15 protein-coding genes are annotated in these 19610 nt (G+C 46.9%); 8 read left to right on the forward strand and 7 right to left on the reverse strand.

All coding sequences use genetic code 11. The annotated features are described in order from the left end of the window. Positions 1–512: 512 nt before the first annotated feature. Entirely contained in the window at positions 513–794 is a 282-nt protein-coding gene (locus G8768_RS08795; RefSeq protein ID WP_166844042.1) for a hypothetical protein, read from the reverse strand. An 18-nt stretch (positions 795–812) separates the two neighbouring features. After that, positions 813–1823: a haloalkane dehalogenase gene (locus tag G8768_RS08800; RefSeq protein ID WP_208020147.1), complete on the reverse strand. Its 1011-nt coding sequence runs from the start codon at positions 1821–1823 to the stop codon at positions 813–815. 369 nt (positions 1824–2192) lie between these two features. On the opposite strand from G8768_RS08800, the gene G8768_RS08805 reads away from it, so the two are divergent. The 4 genes from G8768_RS08805 to G8768_RS08820 all read left to right on the forward strand — a co-directional run bounded on the left by G8768_RS08805 (position 2193) and on the right by G8768_RS08820 (position 7883). Then, the gene (locus tag G8768_RS08805) at positions 2193–3074 is read left to right on the forward strand and encodes a LysR family transcriptional regulator (protein ID WP_341800994.1); all 882 of its coding nucleotides are present in this window, start codon (positions 2193–2195) and stop codon (positions 3072–3074) included. 582 nt (positions 3075–3656) lie between these two features. Next, complete coding sequence (locus tag G8768_RS08810) at positions 3657–4466, forward strand: hypothetical protein (RefSeq protein WP_166844046.1); 810 nt, start codon at positions 3657–3659, stop codon at positions 4464–4466. Beyond that, the gene (locus G8768_RS08815) at positions 4463–6124 is read left to right on the forward strand and encodes a hypothetical protein (protein ID WP_166844048.1); all 1662 of its coding nucleotides are present in this window, start codon (positions 4463–4465) and stop codon (positions 6122–6124) included. Before G8768_RS08810 ends, G8768_RS08815 begins: the two co-directional genes overlap by 4 nt. Then, positions 6117–7883, forward strand: a complete 1767-nt coding sequence (locus G8768_RS08820; RefSeq protein WP_166844050.1) for a hypothetical protein — start codon at positions 6117–6119, stop codon at positions 7881–7883. The genes G8768_RS08815 and G8768_RS08820 overlap by 8 nt, the downstream gene beginning before the upstream one ends. 265 nt (positions 7884–8148) lie before the next feature. On the opposite strand, the gene G8768_RS08825 is transcribed toward G8768_RS08820, so the two are convergent. Both G8768_RS08825 and G8768_RS08830 read right to left on the reverse strand, forming a co-directional pair. Beyond that, the gene (locus G8768_RS08825) at positions 8149–8556 is read right to left on the reverse strand and encodes a disulfide bond formation protein B (RefSeq protein WP_166844053.1); all 408 of its coding nucleotides are present in this window, start codon (positions 8554–8556) and stop codon (positions 8149–8151) included. Between the two features lie 115 nt (positions 8557–8671). Then, on the reverse strand, positions 8672–9229 hold the full coding sequence (locus G8768_RS08830) for a S41 family peptidase (protein ID WP_166844055.1): 558 nt from the start codon (positions 9227–9229) through the stop codon (positions 8672–8674). Between the two features lie 195 nt (positions 9230–9424). Between G8768_RS08830 and G8768_RS08835 the strand changes: the two genes are divergently transcribed. The 4 genes from G8768_RS08835 (at position 9425) to katG (ending at position 14797) form a co-directional block, all read left to right on the forward strand. Continuing rightward, a complete protein-coding gene (locus G8768_RS08835; protein ID WP_166844057.1) occupies positions 9425–10396 on the forward strand; it encodes an SMP-30/gluconolactonase/LRE family protein in 972 nt (323 codons plus the stop codon). A 300-nt stretch (positions 10397–10696) separates the two neighbouring features. After that, on the forward strand, positions 10697–11560 hold the full coding sequence (locus G8768_RS08840; RefSeq protein WP_166844059.1) for a TolB-like translocation protein: 864 nt from the start codon (positions 10697–10699) through the stop codon (positions 11558–11560). 225 nt (positions 11561–11785) lie between these two features. Further along, the gene (locus tag G8768_RS08845; RefSeq protein ID WP_166844061.1) at positions 11786–11956 is read left to right on the forward strand and encodes a hypothetical protein; all 171 of its coding nucleotides are present in this window, start codon (positions 11786–11788) and stop codon (positions 11954–11956) included. A 552-nt stretch (positions 11957–12508) separates the two neighbouring features. Beyond that, complete coding sequence (gene katG / locus G8768_RS08850; protein WP_166844063.1) at positions 12509–14797, forward strand: catalase/peroxidase HPI; 2289 nt, start codon at positions 12509–12511, stop codon at positions 14795–14797. Positions 14798–14948: 151 nt separating this feature from the next. Here the strand turns inward: katG and G8768_RS08855 are convergent, their stop codons facing one another. From G8768_RS08855 to G8768_RS08865, 3 genes are read right to left on the reverse strand one after another with little or no spacing between them, the layout of a single operon-like run. Next, the gene (locus G8768_RS08855) at positions 14949–17375 is read right to left on the reverse strand and encodes an ABC transporter permease (protein ID WP_166844065.1); all 2427 of its coding nucleotides are present in this window, start codon (positions 17373–17375) and stop codon (positions 14949–14951) included. Between the two features lie 9 nt (positions 17376–17384). Continuing rightward, on the reverse strand, positions 17385–18068 hold the full coding sequence (locus G8768_RS08860) for an ATP-binding cassette domain-containing protein (protein ID WP_166844067.1): 684 nt from the start codon (positions 18066–18068) through the stop codon (positions 17385–17387). Positions 18069–18077: 9 nt separating this feature from the next. Continuing rightward, the gene (locus G8768_RS08865) at positions 18078–19379 is read right to left on the reverse strand and encodes an efflux RND transporter periplasmic adaptor subunit (RefSeq protein ID WP_166844069.1); all 1302 of its coding nucleotides are present in this window, start codon (positions 19377–19379) and stop codon (positions 18078–18080) included. Between the last annotated feature and the right edge of the window lie 231 nt (positions 19380–19610).

Consider the following 19610-nt stretch of genomic DNA (forward strand, 5'->3'; position numbering starts at 1 on the left):
GATTTTGGGACTGATTGAGGATAGTGCGCATAATTGCGATTGATGTAAAAAAGCCGTCAGGCGCTCTGAGAGGCTACCTGACGGCTTAGATACATAATCGCTGCGATTCATTATGCGCAATTATATAGAATGACAGGCACAAAAAGGGATTCTCAGGCACGATATCCAGATCTAATATCCCGTATCACACTTGCGTAAGAACAGAGAAATTTGTCGCTTGTGATACAACCGCTTTCCAGCCGCCTGATACCAGCTCACCGGCATTCGCTTTGAGCGTCGCAGCAACTTCTCCCTTAAGGTGCTTGGCGAGTCCTTGTTCATCCGAATACAGATCCAGTAAAGCGTAATGATTGGGTCGCCTAAGATCTTTAAGTGCGTATCATTGATAAGTTTCAGGTTCCGTGGCAATTACTCGCCTGGCGCCAATCGATAATAAATTCTCCAGGTCCTCCGCTTTACCTTCCGCCGCAATGAGCCTTATATAAGTTGTAGCTGATATGCGCACGGGCGTTCTAGGAATGACTGAGCCGATCACAGAAAAGCTCGGCCTTTTCTCCACCTTCCAAAATCATTTCATGGAGTTTGGATGTTGCTTCGAGTGACGATACCTCCAATCCACCGAAAACCTGTCTATCCATTTCACTTCTCATAATAAAGCCGTGCTTAAGAGCGTCGGATATCATTGGTGGTGACAATCTTTCGGTAAGAGACGAAGCATGCTCATCTGAAACGCGACATTCCGAGATATGCACGTATTTGAGTTCTTCAGAATTGGAGATACATTCTTCCATCATAAGCTGACAGCTCCCTACTTAAACCGGATTCGCACGAATGAAATCTATAACCGCCTGGGCGACTTCTGGCTTTCGCAGAAAGTGACCCATACGATGATGCTGAATGTGCTGGACATCTTGCGCCCCTGCAATACGGTTTTGGAATGAGCTTTCATCGCCAGGGCTGGCAACATAATCGTCGTCGCTGAAGGCGGTTTGAAATGGTCGATCAAAACTTTCAAGACGTTTCCAGGCTTGTCGGTTTAATTCCAGCTGTGGATCATCAGGAAATATGGGGGCCATGCCCGGAAAGCCTCTGGGGCCACACAGGTAAGACTCATCGGGGTACGGTGCCTCGTTTGCCGCAAGCTCTTCCTTTGAATAAGGCGCTGGATCTACGGAAAGAATGACAGAAAGCCTAAACTCAGGAGATTCAGCACAGAACTTGCGCCAATACCAATACCCTGGTGCTTCTGATTTTTCGGCAAACTTTTTAAATAACTCACTCGTGTTAACAACCGGAATTGTTTCATACAGCTCACGCATCGGCTGCGCTTTGTCTGCTGATCGACCGTACCCGTCAGGTAAACTGGTGTTGCCAGCGACTACTCGTAAAAATTGATCCGGTTTTTCTGCCACAAGTCTTAACCCAAGTAAGCCACCCCAGTCTTGGCAAAATAAATTGCAATTAACGTTAAGTGTTTTGAACCACTGGCTCAGCCAGCGCACATGATTATCGTATGTATGATCCTCAAGCCGGGTTGGTTTGTCTGAGCGGCCGAATCCAATTAAGTCAGGCGCAATAACACGAAAGCCTTCGTTGACAAACACGGGTATCATATCTTTATAAAGATATGACCAACTCGGATTGCCATGAAGACAAAGTATCACCTCCCCGTCCCTTGGCCCCTGGTCAAGATAATGCATCCGTATCGTTCCACCCATGCCATCATCAATCGTCATATAATGCGGTTCGAAATCGTAACCGGCTAATCCTTCAAAGTGAGCATCGGGTGTTCTTATCGTTTCCATCTTGTTAATACCTTTCATTGAATGTCAGTGACATTGGCGAATATCACTTAATGTCTACATCGGCCGTACTGTAGGCATTGTCTGAATTTTTAATGGGTTAGGCTCAAAGGGTTATAGAGAATGGAGTCAGGTTTCGAAGCCCTTGTAGACTGTATTAAGAACAAGCCCTTCAGCTTCATGCCAATCAAAAGTAAGGTGTCTATCCCCTGCTTCTCCAATTGATACCCCCGGAAAGCTGCCACCAACACCGAATACCTGGGTGTTAATCGACGTATATGGACATCAGCCTAAGAACCCTTACTCGACAACGATTACACTAAGCGATAGCATTTATGCGGTAAATGAGCGATTACGAGACAGTAGCGTGCATATTCGCACACTACTAAGGTGACCCTATGGACATGGACAGAACTAAGAACGGCTTTCAAGCTCGCTAAACTAGGCACCTTGAGCGCAACTGCAAAGGATATAGGCGTACACCGATCGACGGTCATGCGTCATATCGATGCCTTGGAAGAAAGCCTTGGGGTCGTGCTATTCCAGCGTAATGATAAGGGATATCTGCCAACGGAAGCGGGACTGGAGATCATGCGCCTAGGTGAAGTGACGGACTATCAGTTCGCTAACCTTATGGATGATCTGCAAAATAAAGATAAGCCACTGGAAGGCAATCTGAATATTACCACGGTTAATGAAGTGATCGGTTCCCTGTTACCAATCATCAATCGCTATCAGTCACTTTATCCAGGTATGCGTATTAACATCTCCTGCAATCTGCGTAGCTTTAACCTTAAATATGGCGAAGCCGATATAGCTATTCGTCTTGGCCCGAAACCAGAAACTCCTGACAATGTAGTAATACCCCTTTCGAACACCGAAATATCGTTTTGTGCCCATGAAAGCTACATCCAAAAGTACGGCCAACCCACGAAAGACAATCTGCATCAGCATAAATTTATCGCACTGAATGAGCGCCACGATCATTTGCCATGGAATGATTGGGTGCACAATAACATTCCAACAACGAGCATAATTTTAACAAGCTCTTCCATACAGGTTTTGAATCAAGCACTTTTATCAGGAACGGGGATTGGTGCGATGCCAAAATCGTTGATACAACAGAATAAGGCCTTAACTGAAGTTGTGGTGGACGAGCATTGGGAAATATCCATCTGGATGTTGGTGCACAGAGATTTATTTCACATGCCGAAGATTAAAAAGTTTATTGAATTACTTAAACAGCAAGAAATTCAAATACTGCATCCATAGCGTGTAGAAGTTCCGACAAAACCTGACACACCATCATGAAAAAGGGAGTTGCCGCTTTAACAAAAATGTCAAATCAAAAAGTTCTCTTATGATCCATGCTAACAATCTCAATATTAAACACAAAGCAGGTTTGCTGAATTTTGTGGAATAATTGGTTAATGTATCAATACCATAGAGCAACCAGTTCACGGCCAGCACTGCACAAGAAATGAGTTTCGTAAGGCGGACGCATGTGTCTCGGACATTGGCGTTCGCCACGAATTTTCACTTCAGGGAAATAGTCCTAGGTAATCTGAGAGGTTATCCCCAATTTGGCCTGACGGAATACTCTAATGGACTCCTGCGTCATATAAAAGCCCTTAAGCAAAGTGTTTTCTGCTTATCACTAAATATGTGGAAACATTACTTTTAAATAGTAAGTTACGAGTGGGAATTTTGGCGGCGCCTAAATATTCATTATTCTTGTACTCAAGCGCAAGAAGCCGTATAAATACACGGTCGCCTATAAAATCAATAAGCGCAAACGTTCTAAAAAGTTTTTAAGCACCAACCGATACATTATATAGCATACAGGGATGGCTTATGTTGCTCTGCTCTATTGTAAAGGACATTCTCGGGGCTAAATCTGGTTTCCTACTTTTTCTGTCGACCTGTCTCACGGCCTGCACCAACGGGCCATTAAAGGTTTTTGAACGAACTTATCTGGCCGTTCCCAGCGGAGAAAATAGCAATTATTATCGTATTACTGTCCGAGCTTCTACCCAGCTCAGTGATGCCAAATACAGTTCAGCCTGGTTTCCCGCCTATGCAGTCGATAGTCTTTATGGCTTCTCCAATGTTGAGACGGATATTAAGCATCTGAAAACCGAACAGGAGCTACAAGACCAGCTCAATTTAGCTATCAAAGAATCCCATAAAAAATACCTGGACGTCGCTAAAGATCCTTCAAAAAGTGAAGAAGAGGTCGAGAAACACTTACTGGCTCAACGGCGGGTAAGAGCTTCAGCCGGCGCAGATACCCCCTTGCCCAAGGGAGCGGTTGAATTTGAATACGATCCGTCGCGAAATCTGGTTCTGCGTCATGCCGGGCAAAAGCGGATTTTCACACTTAGCGCCAACCCCAATGAGGTAACCAATAAAATCCAAACTGCAGCCGGTACTATGCAGACCGGGGTGCAACTTTCACGCTTGTTTGACGCGATTAAGTCGAGAGAAAAACAACGCGAAGAGGAGTTTGGCGCCCGTCTATCGGTCGATAAAAAACTCGATGCCGCCATAGCCAAGCAAATGGATGGAATATTAAGCAATTTGGGCGAGGACACTAAACTCGAGCGCGATGATTTACTAGCAGAGATTGAGGCATTGCTATTGGTTGTGGAGACAAGCCAATGAAAAAAAACCTTATTCTAGCCATCGCCTTAGTGCTTCAGTCCTGTGCCAGCGCAAAGCTAGAGATCAGCGTCGACCTCTATGACAGAGACCCCAGTGTTCATCTCCTAATGACTCCCAGAAAGGCCCATGAGCTAGCAAACAACCTGGCCATCTTGAAAAATGAAGCCGAAAAGGTCCAAAACAAGCGAATTTCATTAGCCAGGCAAAGCCTGGATACTTATCTGTCTGCCTGGCAAGTGTTAAACCCAAAGGAATCAATAGATTGGTCTATAGAAGAGCGCCCAAATTGGGCTTCGAGAGAATTATCTGACCAGAGGTTGCATAAAGCCGATCAACACTTGATGCGAATGGCAAGGTACAAAACCAACTTAAACAAAGCAAAACGGAAATATAAAAAGACTCTAGAGCAAACAATTAAACAACTAAATGAATATGTGAGCTGCTATGAGAAGACTTATAATGATTTCTATAAGGATTTATATAAATTAGAGAAATCTAGGCCTAAGCTAAAAGCCTGTCTGATTAAAAAGAACTGGTTAGAGAAACTGATAACTTCAGACCATCCCTCAAAACTATATAAACCTGTTGAAAATAGAAATCAATGTATTCTTGAGGCCATGGCCCGGGGCGTTGGAGAAAGTTCATGCAATATAACAAGCGCAGATTGCCAAGAAAATAAGTGTAATTTACTACATGCCGAATCTGAGGTGCTAACCTCTACCTCCAAGGCTATCCATGGCTTTTCAGACATTGGTGACAATTCGGAAAAATTCTCAATAGACTGGATCGGTATCGAATATGAAATTAATCGACGCCACGCTCTAGCGAGCGTGGGTGCTGGGAATCCAGGCATGCAGGCGTTAATGAAACAACTCGGCAAGCGCATCAACCAGTCCTTAGAAGCTATCAAGCAGCAGTTGGCGGCTTCCGGCTTATCGGTTCCCTCCAGACTTAGGCATACCGCCACAGCCCCCAGCACGGCCTTAGGCTCAAGCCTGGCCCTGGCCAATGAACTGGAAGCCCTGCGCAATGATCTTCCAGTTTCTTCCAGCTCTCAAACGGCCTTACACAATCTGGTCACGGGAACGGCCCGTTTTACAGAACAACTTGATCGACTAAGGGATGCCGGTGACCCCATCTGGCGTACCGTTACCGATCCAGCGAATGAACGGCACTGGCAGAAACAAGGAGTTAAAACGGCATTTTACGCTGAGGGCGACGCCTCAGTAGTAGTTGTACGAGATGATCCCATGCACTACCGAGTGGTAAAGGCCAGTAACAACCCGGCAACCTTAATTAACAACCAACTTTTAATCAGCAAAGTTCTATTGAATTCATCCATTGACCTGTTTGCGGGAATCAGCGGTTTACCTAGTAATGCAAGCAAGCAGAACGCTACCGCCGAGCAAGGCGAGCCGGAGCCAGATGAGCAACCCCCAACTTTAGAAGCCACGAGCTTAGCGAGCCTGGAGGCCCAAAGAGCCCAGCGACGAACAGCGCTCAAGACTTTAGCTGCGCAACTACGTTTCTTAAAGGAACGGTTATCACAGATTGAGGAAGGTGATGCAAAAGACTTAAAACCGATACGACTTCGGCTCGAATCAGTGCTCAAAGCTTATAAGCCTTTGTTACTGATTAAGGAGAATGACGATGAGTGATCCAGATACTCCTTTAGATAAAAATTCAAATTCGGAAAAAAAGTTTTTTATCTCTACAATCTGTCCATTGATAAAAACTATATTTGTAGAGAACTGTTTTCTATGGTTAGGATTGATTGCAGTATTTTTCTATACTGATCCACTTGTAGAATATTTCCAGCTTTCCAAAGGCCAATCCCTAACCTGGATAATTGCGTTTACCTTCACCATTATTTATTTCCTTCTAAAGAGTCCAACTATTATAAGTATGATAAGTTCCTATGCCGAATTTTTTATAGGTCCAGTTATTATACTCATTGGCGCTACAATTTTTTTAAAACTTTTCACTACAGCAGAAGATTATTCCATCGTATGGATTATTACTCTGGGGTACATTGCTCTACACATAGCTTTTTATAAAAAAAGCAATCGGAGAGCAATATCACTTATCGTTGGATATTTATTTGTTTTGGGAACTTTTATAGTAATCGGCTACCTCGCCATAAACGGACTTTCAAAGCAGAATGAAGTCTCCGATAGCAGCGGAAGAGAATATAACAAAAGCCTTCTTCAGCTCCTCCCTGGATGTGATTTCTCCCAATCCTTTATTGAGTTGAATGAAAAGGGTGACAAACAAGGCTTGAATCGAGATGAAAGAGCCGACATTCCCAGTTCAGCAAAATATTGTGGCAGATTACCCCCACAATGGTCTGTATCCATAGGGGGCTTGGTGTTAGATTGCTATGTCAATGGCCAATGCCCGTGGCAGTTAAAAAATAGGAAATCTCAATCCTCCGATGATGTTAATGAGCAAGATGATTATGAAGACATAAAAAAGTTGGCTCAAAAGGAGAAGGAGCAGGCCTTTAACTCCTATAATCAGGCCAAAGAAATTCTCCAAAGAGCGGAGCTTGACAATGCTTCCAACATTGAACAACTAAGAAATATCGTTTTTGAAAAAGAATCAAAACTATTTGCTGCAGTTTCTTCATTAAAATCGGCTGAACACGAGCTAAAATCACATAGAGAAAAAATCAAGAAAGCTGTCATTCAGAAGCATAATTTTCCCGACAGTAGACTTGTCGTAGGTGGTATTGTAATACCAGTATACTTTTTCATTCTGGCCATGGCTGGCGGTTTGGTTTCCATGGCGCGAAAGCTCCCTGAGTTTCAAGCCCGTAGCAATAAAGAATATACTGAGGATTATAGCGAGAAGAGGTTCCACACCTACGATCAGCGCCCCCCGATACACCAGTCCCAGGTATCGGAATATGTTATTTTTCAAATGCTGCAGGTGGTAACCACCTTGCCAATCGCCGTGGTGGCCTATGCCTATATACGGCCTGAAAATATGGCCTCGAATATCCTACTCGGTTTTGCGGCAGGCTACTCTTCAGAAATATTCTTGATGGCTGTGCGAAAGTTTTCCGACGCATTGGTGGCACAAAAGCCCGAAAGTATTCTGGCAATGACCCAGGAGAAAGTTGTTAAATTAGAAAAAGAGAACGAAACACTCAAAGTCAAACATAGCGACAATGGCCTTGGTTTGAATGTCGAGGGAAAACTTTATCAGCTTGGTGATGCACTCGAACTCAGGGAAAAAGTTGAAGATCAAGCCGAAGGTACTGTTGTTCTCTTGTACCAGTTTGCCGCCGGAGAAAGCGAAATAACGGTGCAAGTAGCCAATAACCTTAAAAGGCTTAAGGTGAGTAAAGCTCAGCTTCGCCCGCTCAGCCCCCAAGAACTTGCTTTCGAAGTAGCTGATGAAGGCTTGGTCTAGAGTTAAAGCCCAGAATTACAGGTTTTATCTTGGGTTGCATATCTACAAACAAAGCTAGGCAATGGCTCCGATATACCAGCTGTTAGCCTGTCCGTGTCGTCAGTCCATAATATGGACAATTGATATAGTCATTTAACCGGCACATCATACGATCAGCGTATGATGGCCGCCCTACTTTCAAGCTTGTAAGCAGTAATGGAGGTCATAAACTGAATGCTTGGCTATGTCACTATTCCACTATTACAGGGCTTTCATGGGTTGTTTGTCAATCCAATTCCTGTCGCTTGTCAGAGAACAGAATCAAGTAAATAAGGCCGATAATTCCGGCAAGCGCCAGGCCTGATAACAAGAACGGATCAATAACAATGTTGTCATTAAATTGAAAAGTTCCGGCTGATATTTTCTTCCAACCCATGAAATGCTGATTTGCTGCAACGACGACACCGAAGGTGCCAATCACCATAGACATAAATCTGGCTATCCAGTGATATGAGAAAGGTGAAATCAATATTATTCCCAATATACCGATAACTGTCCGCTGTACTCTGCAATATGGGCACACATAAACCATTCCGGACAGTTCACTTACCCACGCGAGAATAGATATCACAATAGCGGCTAAAGCTACGATGTAGCTATATTTGATGTACGTTTCCAACGCAAAAATCTTCATACCCTATTCCATGTTAATTTATAGCATTTGCTTACAGGCGCAGGATTTTATCGAATAGAACCCGATAGTTCTATAATCTATGTGGTTTTGTGAAAGAAAAACCTAATGGCTTGTATCAGTTATCGATGGCCCGCGCAGTTGGTAGTACGAGGATGTCGCCGTTGGATAGAGTTTGCGGCGCGTTTGCACTCAAGAGTCCGTTGCTTGGCTCGCCAATGATCTGAGTGTTAGGCCTTTCCTTGAGTAATAAGGTAAGAAACTCTCCGGTTCTGGCTGTATTTTTATTGAGCAATACCGCAACCGGAGTATTTATTGGTATTGAACTACTGATTGCCGCACCCTGCACGGCTCTCAGTTTTTGCACATGATCTTTGCTGCCGATACCAATGCCCTCTGGGGTAACCCAGTTGAAAAGTTCCAGGCCTTGGTTATCTCTAACGCCAGACAAACGACCATGCGGCAGCAAGGGATAGATCATATCCAGGAAAGCATATAGCTTGCCTCCGCTGTGGTCGCGCAGATCAATTACCCAGGCATTAGCCGCTATAAGATTAGTGTAATCAAGAGCGTTCAACTTTTCCCCGTCAATCAATATTGTTTTCACCAGAGCCTCGATTTCCAGAACCCTGGCTTCCAGAGTGCTTCGACGTGTTGCCTGCCCAGGATCAAGCATAGATTTTGAGCCAAAAGTTCTATTCATCCTCACGCAGGACTTCAGGTAAGCTTGCTACGCTTGCAGTGTAAGACTCCTTTGAAATACGTGAGCCCTGTCACTCTCACTCAGCTGTATTCATCAAGGAATCCGCTTGTCTTTGTCTGCAAACTTTCGGACCCATTTGATAAACAATAACGAAAAAGGATAGGGAAAATGTCCATAAAAACTGTATCTGTCACACTACTCAGCTGCGTACTCAGCGTGTCGCTACAGGCACGCGAAGTGGTGTCTCCAGATTTACTGACGGCAACTGAGAATGCCGTTTTTACTGATGATGGTCGCTATTTTGTTGCGGGCAGCGATGGCATTCATGAAATTCGGGATGAGCCCGCTGCGAACTGCGCCCAGGATTTCAATAGCGATCTGTATGTCTGCCCATTGGTGGCGCCTGCACTGGAGAATGAATCCTGTATTTTCCGTGGTATGACGACCGATGGCACTTACTTGTATGCGTCCTGTGCGGTTCATCCCAAGAACAATACCCTCTTTCCTGCGACTCGTTCGGCACTCTTCCGGGTTTTGCCGGGAACCGATGGCGTTGACGAGCTGATAACTCGGGACTTCGATGATGTTCTTGTGCCGAATGGAATGGCGGTTGGAATGGATGGCAGTTTGTATCTAAGCGATACCAATGCCAGTCTGGGTATTTTGAAAAAAACCGCCATTGTGAAGCTGACGTTTACCGATGAAACGACTCTGGATTTTGTGACCGAGCCCTGGTTACCCGCCTCACCACTCTATTCACTTCCCAATGGGCTTCAGATAGATGGCGATACGGTGTATTTTGTGGGTGGCCATAATCTTTGGAAAATCAAGATTCGTGGGGATGGCAGCGCCGGCTTTCCCATTTTGACATACCACACCCATGGGGTGACCAAGCTGATGGATGATTTGGTTATTTTGCCGAACGCAATTGCCGTCGCTGAGTTTGGTTTAATCAATGGTTTGGGGTTTAATAAAATCGTCTTGATCAAACGCCGAGGCTTTGGTTTTCCCCGAAAGATTCTTACCGGTTTAACCCAGCTTTCGAGTCTCGCCTGGGAAGAAGGCGATTTATTTACACCGGGCAGTTTTGTGGGAACCAGTTTCCTACAAGGTGGCCTACACGAATTTGAACGCCACTAGGGTTCATCAACTTGAGGGCTGCGAATTCGGTGGCGCTCAAGTCTGACCTTCGGAATCTTTCTGTTCTTTTAGCGACCGTATTTATTCATTTGCTCTCAAGTTTCCCTGCTACTCTCATTTCATACCCTCTGATCGCCAATGCATCTGTGTTGTCAGCTAAAATTCAGGGAAAAATCAGCGCAACATCAAGCTTTTAGTTCTCAATTCGCTACCGTTAACGCTCTTCCCTCATGGAGTAAGACAAGGTTTAGCACCCAACACCTCAGCTTTATATTAATAACATTGACAATAGGAAATTTTATGAAGCATATCGGCATCTCAATTCCTCTGCTGGTTTCGCTGTTTGCTGTGAGCAGTAATGGCTTTGGCGGAGAGACATCGTCAGAACTTAAAGGCCCTTATATCGGGCAGGAACCTCCCGGATTAACCCCCAAACTGTTTACACCCGGAATCCCGTCAACGGAGTATCGTGATTGGGGCGGCAGCTTCACGCCGGATATGAAAGAGTACTACTTTGCCCGGCGAAACCATGAAACCGGCAAATCAACAATCATGGTGATTAAATCCGAGAATGATCAGTGGCAGGAATCTGTTGCCTGGCCTTCTGGCCGCAATGGTTCGATTTCACCGGACGGCAAGACGATGCATATTGGGAAATACTATCGAACGCGTATTGATAACGGTTGGTCGGATTTGAAAAATCTTGGCGGTCCCTTTGACGACTACCGTATTATGCGTTTGACGACCTCAAAGAAAGGCACTTATGTGTTTGATGAGGTTGGCAATGATGGCGACGGAATTCTTCGATATTCCCGGCTGATTAATGGCAAGCGCGAAGCGCCGAAAGCCTTTGGAAAGCAAATTAATACCGGGAAATGGACCGCCCACCCCTTTATCGCCCCGGATGAGTCCTATGTGATTTGGGACAGCGAACGCGACGGTGGATACGGAGACAGCGATATGTACATCAGTTTTCGACAGGCTGATGGTTCCTGGGGCGCAGCGATCAACTTTGGAGAGAAGATCAACACCGATGGTGAAGACGGTGGAGGATACGTGACGCCTGACGGTAAATACCTCCTCTATTGCCGCCGCTGTACCCCGCCCAATTTCGAGATAATGTGGGTGGACGCGAAGATCATCGAAACCCTTCGGCCGGAGTAAGGAATCTGTCCCAGCCATAGAAGGCTGGGACGTTTGCCAACCCCTTGTCTGCGCTGAAAGGCCAGGCTCTCATCCCTTGTTAAGAAGCACCGCTTGTATATCGCCACCAATCAAACTAATGACGTAATGTCGTCTAATTTTGAGCCAAACGACCTATTCTATTGCCGCGACACCTTGGGTATTCTGCCGTATTGAAAATGATCTATTAACCTTCGGAATTTGTACGTGCGTGAATCCCTACAGGAATTAGGATGTGTTCTAGTCGGCTTGGCGCTCATCGCTGTGGCGTATCTCTATTTGCATGGTTATGAATTGGAATCCGCGGGTATGTTCTCTTTGGCCGGCTTTTTGGAAGCCGTGTACTGGATCGACTTTTTCAGATTAATTGGCCATTAAAGGCTTGCAAGGTTTCTTACTTAAGCCTCTGAGTTTCACGTATATTTCTCTTCTGCCTTTTCCCTTTCCGGGTGTTTCTGCCTGTGTACGTTTGTTTGTGTATTCTCCGATTTTCGGCTGCTTATTGTGAATCAACATCACACTTTTGGGGTTTCGGCAAGTGAGCGATGAGCACCCTTCCCGATTTCGGGCGCTTCTTTGTGCGGGTTTCTACACGAAAAGTCGGATGCCTATGAGCCAGTTTTGTGTGCCACTCTGGTAAGTTTCATACCTTTCACTCAGAGTTTTAAGCGGCAACTCATAGCTAAGTATCCTGTTTTTAAAGGCTAAATGAGGACTTAGTGAAAACTAATGGCCCTTGATAATTTTATTCAATAGCTGCTATTGCACTAATTAATTACCGCAATAAATTCGCCCTTCATATACTGAAAAGACTTCGACTTACCCAACTGCTGTATCACAAAGCACTCGATTAAAGAGATAAAAACAGGGATGCCAAGTTGAAGCGTGAGACAAACCAACCACATGTAATGCTAAAAAAAGGTGAAAGGTATGAAGCTGCGATCTGTTATAAAACGGTCATCCTTGGCGAGTGTTATCGCTCTGCTTGTTTCCTCCGGTGCGGCCTTTGCAGAGTCCAAGGAAATCAGTAAGCCGAAAGGTGCTGCGGGTTCCGGGAAGTTTGCTGCAGGCCAGGCCAAGACCAATCAATTTTGGTGGCCTGATCAATTGAATTTAGCGCCATTGCGCGATCACGATGGCCGCTCCAACCCCTATGGTGAAGACTTCAGTTACGCTCGAGCCTTCCAGAATCTGGATATGGCCGCACTGAAAAAAGACCTGAATGACATGATGACCACTTCCCAGGACTGGTGGCCTGCTGATTGGGGGCATTATGGTCCCTTGTTTATTCGCTTGTCCTGGCACAGTGCTGGTACCTATCGCACACTGGATGGTCGCGGCGGCGGCGATGGCGGCCAAATGCGTTTCAATCCCCTCAATAGCTGGCCGGATAATGGTAATCTGGATAAAGCCAAACGCCTGTTGTGGCCTATTAAGCAGAAATACGGTCAAAGCATTTCCTGGGGCGATTTGATGGTACTGTCTGGTACCGTTGCCCTTGAGAACATGGGCTTTAAAACCTACGGTTTTGCCGGTGGCCGTTCAGATGACTGGGAACCCGACCTGGTGTACTGGGGACCGGAAGTGGAAATGCTGGCCAGCGATCGTCATGAAAAAAATGGCAAGCTAAAACGCCCTCTCGGCGCCACTCATATGGGTTTGATTTACGTAAACCCGGAAGGCCCTCGTGGCAAACCGGATCCGAAAGGTTCGGCGCGTAACATTCGCATCGCCTTTGGCCGCATGGCCATGAACGATGAAGAAACCGTCGCGTTGGTTGCCGGTGGTCACACCTTCGGTAAGATGCACGGTGCTCACAAAGCAGGTAAATGCGTTGGTGCCGATCCAGGTGCTGCCGGTGTTGAAGAGCAAGGCCTGGGCTGGAAAAACAAATGCGGTAAAGGTCATTCTGAAGATACCGTAACCAGTGGCCTTGAAGGTGCCTGGACACAAGCGCCCACTAAGTGGACAACGCTGTATCTGCAAAATCTGTTGAACTTCGATTGGAAACAAACTCGCAGCCCCGCCGGCGCGATTCAATGGGTTCCTACCGATGAGTCCTTGCACAAAACTGTGCCGGATGCGCACGTAAAAGGTAAGTTTAATCCTCCCGTGATGACAACGGCGGATTTGGCTCTGAAATACGATCCAGCTTACAAGAAAATTGCGGAGCGTTTTCTTGCTAACCCTGAAGAGTATCGTCTGGCCTTCGCCAAGGCATGGTTCAAACTCACCCACCGCGATATGGGACCGCGTGCCCGTTACCTGGGTAACAATGTGCCTGCCGAAGCCTTGATCTGGCAAGATCCCGTACCCTCAGTTCAACACGCCCTGATTGACAGCGGCGACATCAAGCGGCTGAAGAGCAGTATCCTGAAAAGCGGTTTAAGCACTTCTGAACTTGTGCGTACGGCTTGGGCTTCTGCGGCGAGCTTCCGCGCTTCCGATAAACGCGGTGGTGCCAATGGTGCACGCATTGCGTTGGCTCCGCAGAAAGACTGGGCAGTGAATAATCCGAAGGAACTGGCCAAAGCGCTGTCGAAACTGGAAAAGGTTCAAAAGCAGTTCAATAAGAACGCGGCAAAAGGTAAGCAGGTTTCCCTGGCGGACGTCATTGTTCTGGGTGGTGCCGCTGCCATTGAAAAAGCTGCAAAAGATGCCGGTGTGACTGTGACGGTTCCTTTCAGCCCTGGTCGTGGCGACGCCACTCAGGCGCAAACTGATGTGAAATCCTTTGCCTTGTTGGAGCCCAAAGCGGATGCTTTCCGTAACTACTTCAACGCCAAGAGCGCTTATCGTAGCCCGGCTGAGATGTTGGTTGATCGTGCCGAGCAGCTCAATCTGAGCGTTCCAGAAATGACAGCGTTGATTGGTGGCCTGCGTGTACTGGGTGCCAACTCAAATGGTTCCAAACACGGTGTGTTTACCGACAAGCCTGGCGTATTGAGTAACGATTTCTTCGTGAATCTGCTGGATATGTCTACTCAATGGAAGAAGTCAAAAACCGATGGTTTGTATGACGGCCTGGATCGCAAAACCGGCAAGAAGAAGTACAGCGCTACAACGGTTGATTTGATCTTCGGTTCCAACTCTGAACTGCGTGCCATTGCCGAGGTGTATGCCTACGACAACTCCAAGAAAAAGTTTGCGGAGGATTTCGTAAAAGCCTGGGCCAAGGTCATGCAACTGGATCGTTTTGATATGCGTCACGAACTTTAAGCCCAGAGTAGTACTCTCCCTGTTCGGCATCCACCCTGGCGGAACAGGAGAGCATTAGTAGTCTTAGATCTTTAAATCGTCTAAGTTAAGTTAGCTCCCCGTAACGGGGAGCATTTTTTATGGTGCTTAAGCGTTTATTATTGGTATAGAGTTATTCGTATCTTAATGATTGCACTGGACGCTGACGCGCCACCCGCCAGGCATGAATGGATACAATGCTCCAGGCCATCAGAATGGCAACCCCAACTGCTATCATGACAAAAGGCAGAATTGAGCTAATGGATTCCGGGAAGAAATCAATGTACAGGCCTGCGGCAAGATAGCTCAAGGGAACAGCCAACAAGACTGACCATAGAACCGGCTGTGAAATTTGCCAAACCAATAAGCCGATCACCTGCCCCAGATTGGCGCCAAGCACTTTGCGTATACCGATCTCTCGTGTACGTCGGCGAGCCATAAACGCTGCCAAGCCAAACAAACCAATGAGTGACAGCATCAAGGCGACGCCCGCAAAACCCGTAATGACGGCATTGATACCTTCCGCAATGCGATAAAACAGGCGGAAGTAATAATCCAGAAACTTGCTCTGAATGGGATAATTCGGGATCAGAGTCTTCCAGGTCTGTTCAGTGTTGAGTACGCCCTGCTGTCGCTGTTCTGCGATCAAGTGAACAGACAGATACTTATAGCTTTGCGGCCGCACCATAAACCCCGTTGGCGGGATGGCTTGATGAACGCCAAAGAAGTAACTGTCTGCGACCACGCCAATAATTTGATACTGTCGCTCACTCGGGAATTTCTCATCAAATATCTTGTAGAATGTAACCCCGATAGCCGCTTCCGCCGAGCTGATTCCCAGCTTTTTAATCAGCCGTTCATTCACTATCACATTAACGGTAGCACGATCGTCGTCAAAGATATCTTGTGAACGTTGCTCTTCAAAACTTCGTCCGGCTATCAAGCGCTGGCGATAGTTTTGCAAGTAATCGTAATCCACCGACACAAACGCGACATCGAAACGCCCCGCTTCATCGCCAGCCTGCTTGCTGACATCACGGTAGTGACCTGCGGAATGAAACGGCACAGCACTCGATAGACTCACGGCCGCCACACCATCTTGATTCAGGAGCTGTTGTTTTAGAGCTTCCCGTTTCGACACAATTTCATCGATATCCAAGCGTTCCAGAACCAGAGTGTCATTTTTATTGAAGCTCGCGCTGAGATCCTGCATTTTCAAATTTTGAAAATATACCACCATGACCATTGCTAACATAAAGATCGACAGGGAAAACTGGGCGGCGATCAAGACGTTTCGAAACCACTGTGTACCACCGGCGCCGTCTGTAGAACCTCGTAAGCAGTCTATCGGGTGGTGACGTGAGATTTGATAAGCAGGATAAGCGCCAGCCCCCAAGCCAACCAATAATGTGACGCCGATGGCATAAGGAAGAATACGGCCATAACTCAGTTCGACGGCTTTACCCATGCCGGAGTTATACAAAGGCACCAACCATTCTATCGCCGCAAGGGCCAGTAACATGGCAAAGCTGGCGATTGTCAGACTTTCAATTAAAAACTGTTGCAGGAGTTGTCTTCGGCTCGCGCCAAGTGCCTTACGCAAACCCACCTCGCGAATGCGCCCCAGACTTTGGGCAGCGGCCAGATTGGTGTAGTTCAAGGCGGCAATTATTAAGACCATCAAGCCCAAAACTTGAGCAGCAATCAAAACCGGAAAACCCATTGCATCCCAAACCATGGTATTGGCGATGATTAAGGGGCGGACTCTCAGTGCCTCTGTATACTCTCTGGCTTCATCGGGAGTGTGCGCGTCAAACATGGCATCCGCTTCCTGTTGCAGCCAATTGGCGTCACGGTTCTCCGGTAGAAGCACATAGATCGCCGCCGAGTTGTTCCCCATCTCCCCTTCTTCAGTGAACTTGCTGATTTGAGTCAGTGCGCGATACGTGGCAATCAAACTCAGTGCGTATTTAGGGCGCAAATCTGAATTAAGATGACTGTCGGCGGCTACATCTTCAATAACCGCGCTGATCTGCAAAGGAAGCGACTGTTCAACTTTGATCTGTCGGCCCAGCACATCAACACGGCCGAATAACATCTCGGCGGTGCTGCGCGTCACAATCAAACCATCGGGACGGTCGAGTGCTGTTTCATCACCATGGATATATTGAAAATTGAAAATGCGCGTAAAATCGGTATCAACAAAACGCGCACCTAAATAGTAGTTTTCATTCTCAACCGTAAATTGCTTGATTCGATGCACCGCGCGGGCAACGGCTTCCAATTCAGGCAGACGATTTCTGATCAGCGGGCCATAGGCTGTAGAAGAATCCGGGTACAGACCAATAGATTCTCCCGAGGTGGGCGCGAATTTACTGGCCAGGGTGTAAATCCGTTCGCGCTTGTCAAACATGTGATCGTGGTTTTCTTCATAGGCGGTGAGCAAAACCGAAAACATAAAAATCAATAAACCCAGTGTTAAACCGACAATATTGATCAGTGCAAACAACTTGTTTTTCAGAAGGTTTCGTACCGCGATGGTGATGTAGCTGAAAATCATGATTGACTCCTAGGAAACCGCACGCAGGTTTTCAGCGAGAATTTGGCCATCAAACAGATTGATGCAACGTCGCGCATAGTCCGCATGGGCCGAGGAGTGAGTCACCATTATAATGCCGGTTCCTTCACGATTAAGAGCTTGCAACATTTTCATGACTTCCTGACCATGATTGCTGTCCAGGTTTCCTGTGGGTTCATCAGCGAGGATCAAGCTGGGCTTGGCCACCACAGCGCGAGCAACAGCTACCCGCTGTTGCTGACCACCGGAAAGTTGCCCGGGGCGGTGATCTGCGCGATGGGCAATCCCGACTCGATCCATGACCTCCGCTACTTGCTTGCGGCGTTGTTTGCCAGGAATATTGTGGTATTGCAGTGCCAGTTCAATGTTTTCGCGCACACTGAGTTCATCAATAAGATTGAAATTCTGGAAGATAAAACCGATATTTTCTTTTCTCAGCTGGCCCAGCTGACTTTCACTGTAGCCACTGATCTCTTCGCCGTTGAAAAAATACTGACCAGAAGTCGGCTGATCCAACATGCCCAGAATGTTCAGCAAGGTTGATTTGCCACAGCCCGAGGGGCCCATAATGGCAACAAACTCGCCCTCTTCCATTTCCAGATCGACTTGATTGAGTGCAATGGTTTCAATCTCGTCACCGCGATAGCTCTTGCACAACTGTTGAAGTTTAATCACTGTTCTCTCCTAAGAGTCTTGGGATAATTTTAAGCGATCTGCGTCTTTAAACGCAGCATAGGCTGAGGTAATAATTTCTTCCCCGGCATTCAGCCCGGATATCACCTCGATAAAGTCATTGTTACGGCGTCCCAGGCGCACCTGTCGGCGCTTGGCTTCACGACCGTCTTGGCTGAGCACATACAGCCATCGGCCGCCGGTATCCTGGAAATACGGGCCATTGGGAATCAGCAATGCGGGTTCACTGGCGCCTAGCTGCAGGCGGCTTTGCACACTCTGCCCGAGACGCAGCTTGTCTGGCATGTCTTGTTCAAAGGTCATATCCACCTGAAATTGCCCGCCGCGTACATCGGGGTAAACTTTGCTGACGCTCAGTTCATAGGGCTTACCCTGCAGCTCAATCCGTGCGCTTTGGCCAACCACAATTCGACCGAGATAGTATTCATCAACGCCGGCTTTTAATTTGAATGACCTGGGTTGGCTGATTTGGCCGATACGATCGCCGCGCTGAATGCTCTGCCCTTCAACCAGATCAAATCCAGACAAACGCCCGTCAAATGGCGCCCGGATATGCAGCGCTTCCAAACTCTCACGGGCAAAGGCCAGATTCTCTTCCATCACCGTTGCTTTGGTTTGGTAAAACTCCAATTGCTTGGCCATCAATCGCTCATCCGAGGCCTGGGCTTCCAGGCTCAGTTGATAGAGTCTTTGATAGTGACGAAGCTCATCCTGGGTTTTGTCGACGGTTTCCTGAGAGATATGACCAGACGTCAACAGGGCTTGAAAACGTGTGTTCTGACGCGTCAGTCGTTCAAGGTGATAGGACAGACTCGCCAATTGGGTTTTGTGGTTGAGTCGATTTTGCTCCAGGCGCAATTCCTGCTCACGCATCACATTAAGCTGCTCAATCACGCGGGATTCGGTGCTCATTACACTGAGTTGTAAATCCGAGTTAGAAAGACGAGCAATGGTTTGCCCTGCACGAACATCAGCGCCATCTTCGACCAAAAGATGATCGACTCGCCCACCCTGTATGGCATCGAGAAATACGGTTTTTCTGGGCTCTACTCTTGCTCGTAGCGGAATAAAATCATCAAACACACCTTGCTGAGCGGTACCCGTGACCAGACGATCCCGAGCCATATGCAGGGATTTCCCCTGCTCATAGAACAGAACAAAGGCTACAACCCCAGCGAGAATCAGCAGAGCCAGGAGCAGCCAACGCTTATAGGGTTTACTGCTTCGAATACGGCGATCCATGGGATGATCGCTGTGCAATTTGCTTTTGTGCTGGGTTCCCATGTCGTTCATATACAACCTCTAAATATGCTGGCCCGTTTTTCGCTTTATTTGGAAGCAAAGCGTTTATGGCCATGATGAATACGATTGACAAGGAGGATTGCAAAGCCAGTGCCAAATTGTAAGTCCTTGTATTTAAAGGATTTTGGATGATTTGCTTTAGAGAACTGTCCGATCTCGTTCAGGGAGCCCTGTTCGCAAACGAACACAGCCTGTACGATATCGAACACTATTGAGGAGAAA

This window comes from Pseudoteredinibacter isoporae, assembly GCF_011602085.1.
Classification (GTDB): Bacteria; Pseudomonadota; Gammaproteobacteria; order Pseudomonadales; family Cellvibrionaceae; genus Pseudoteredinibacter; species Pseudoteredinibacter isoporae.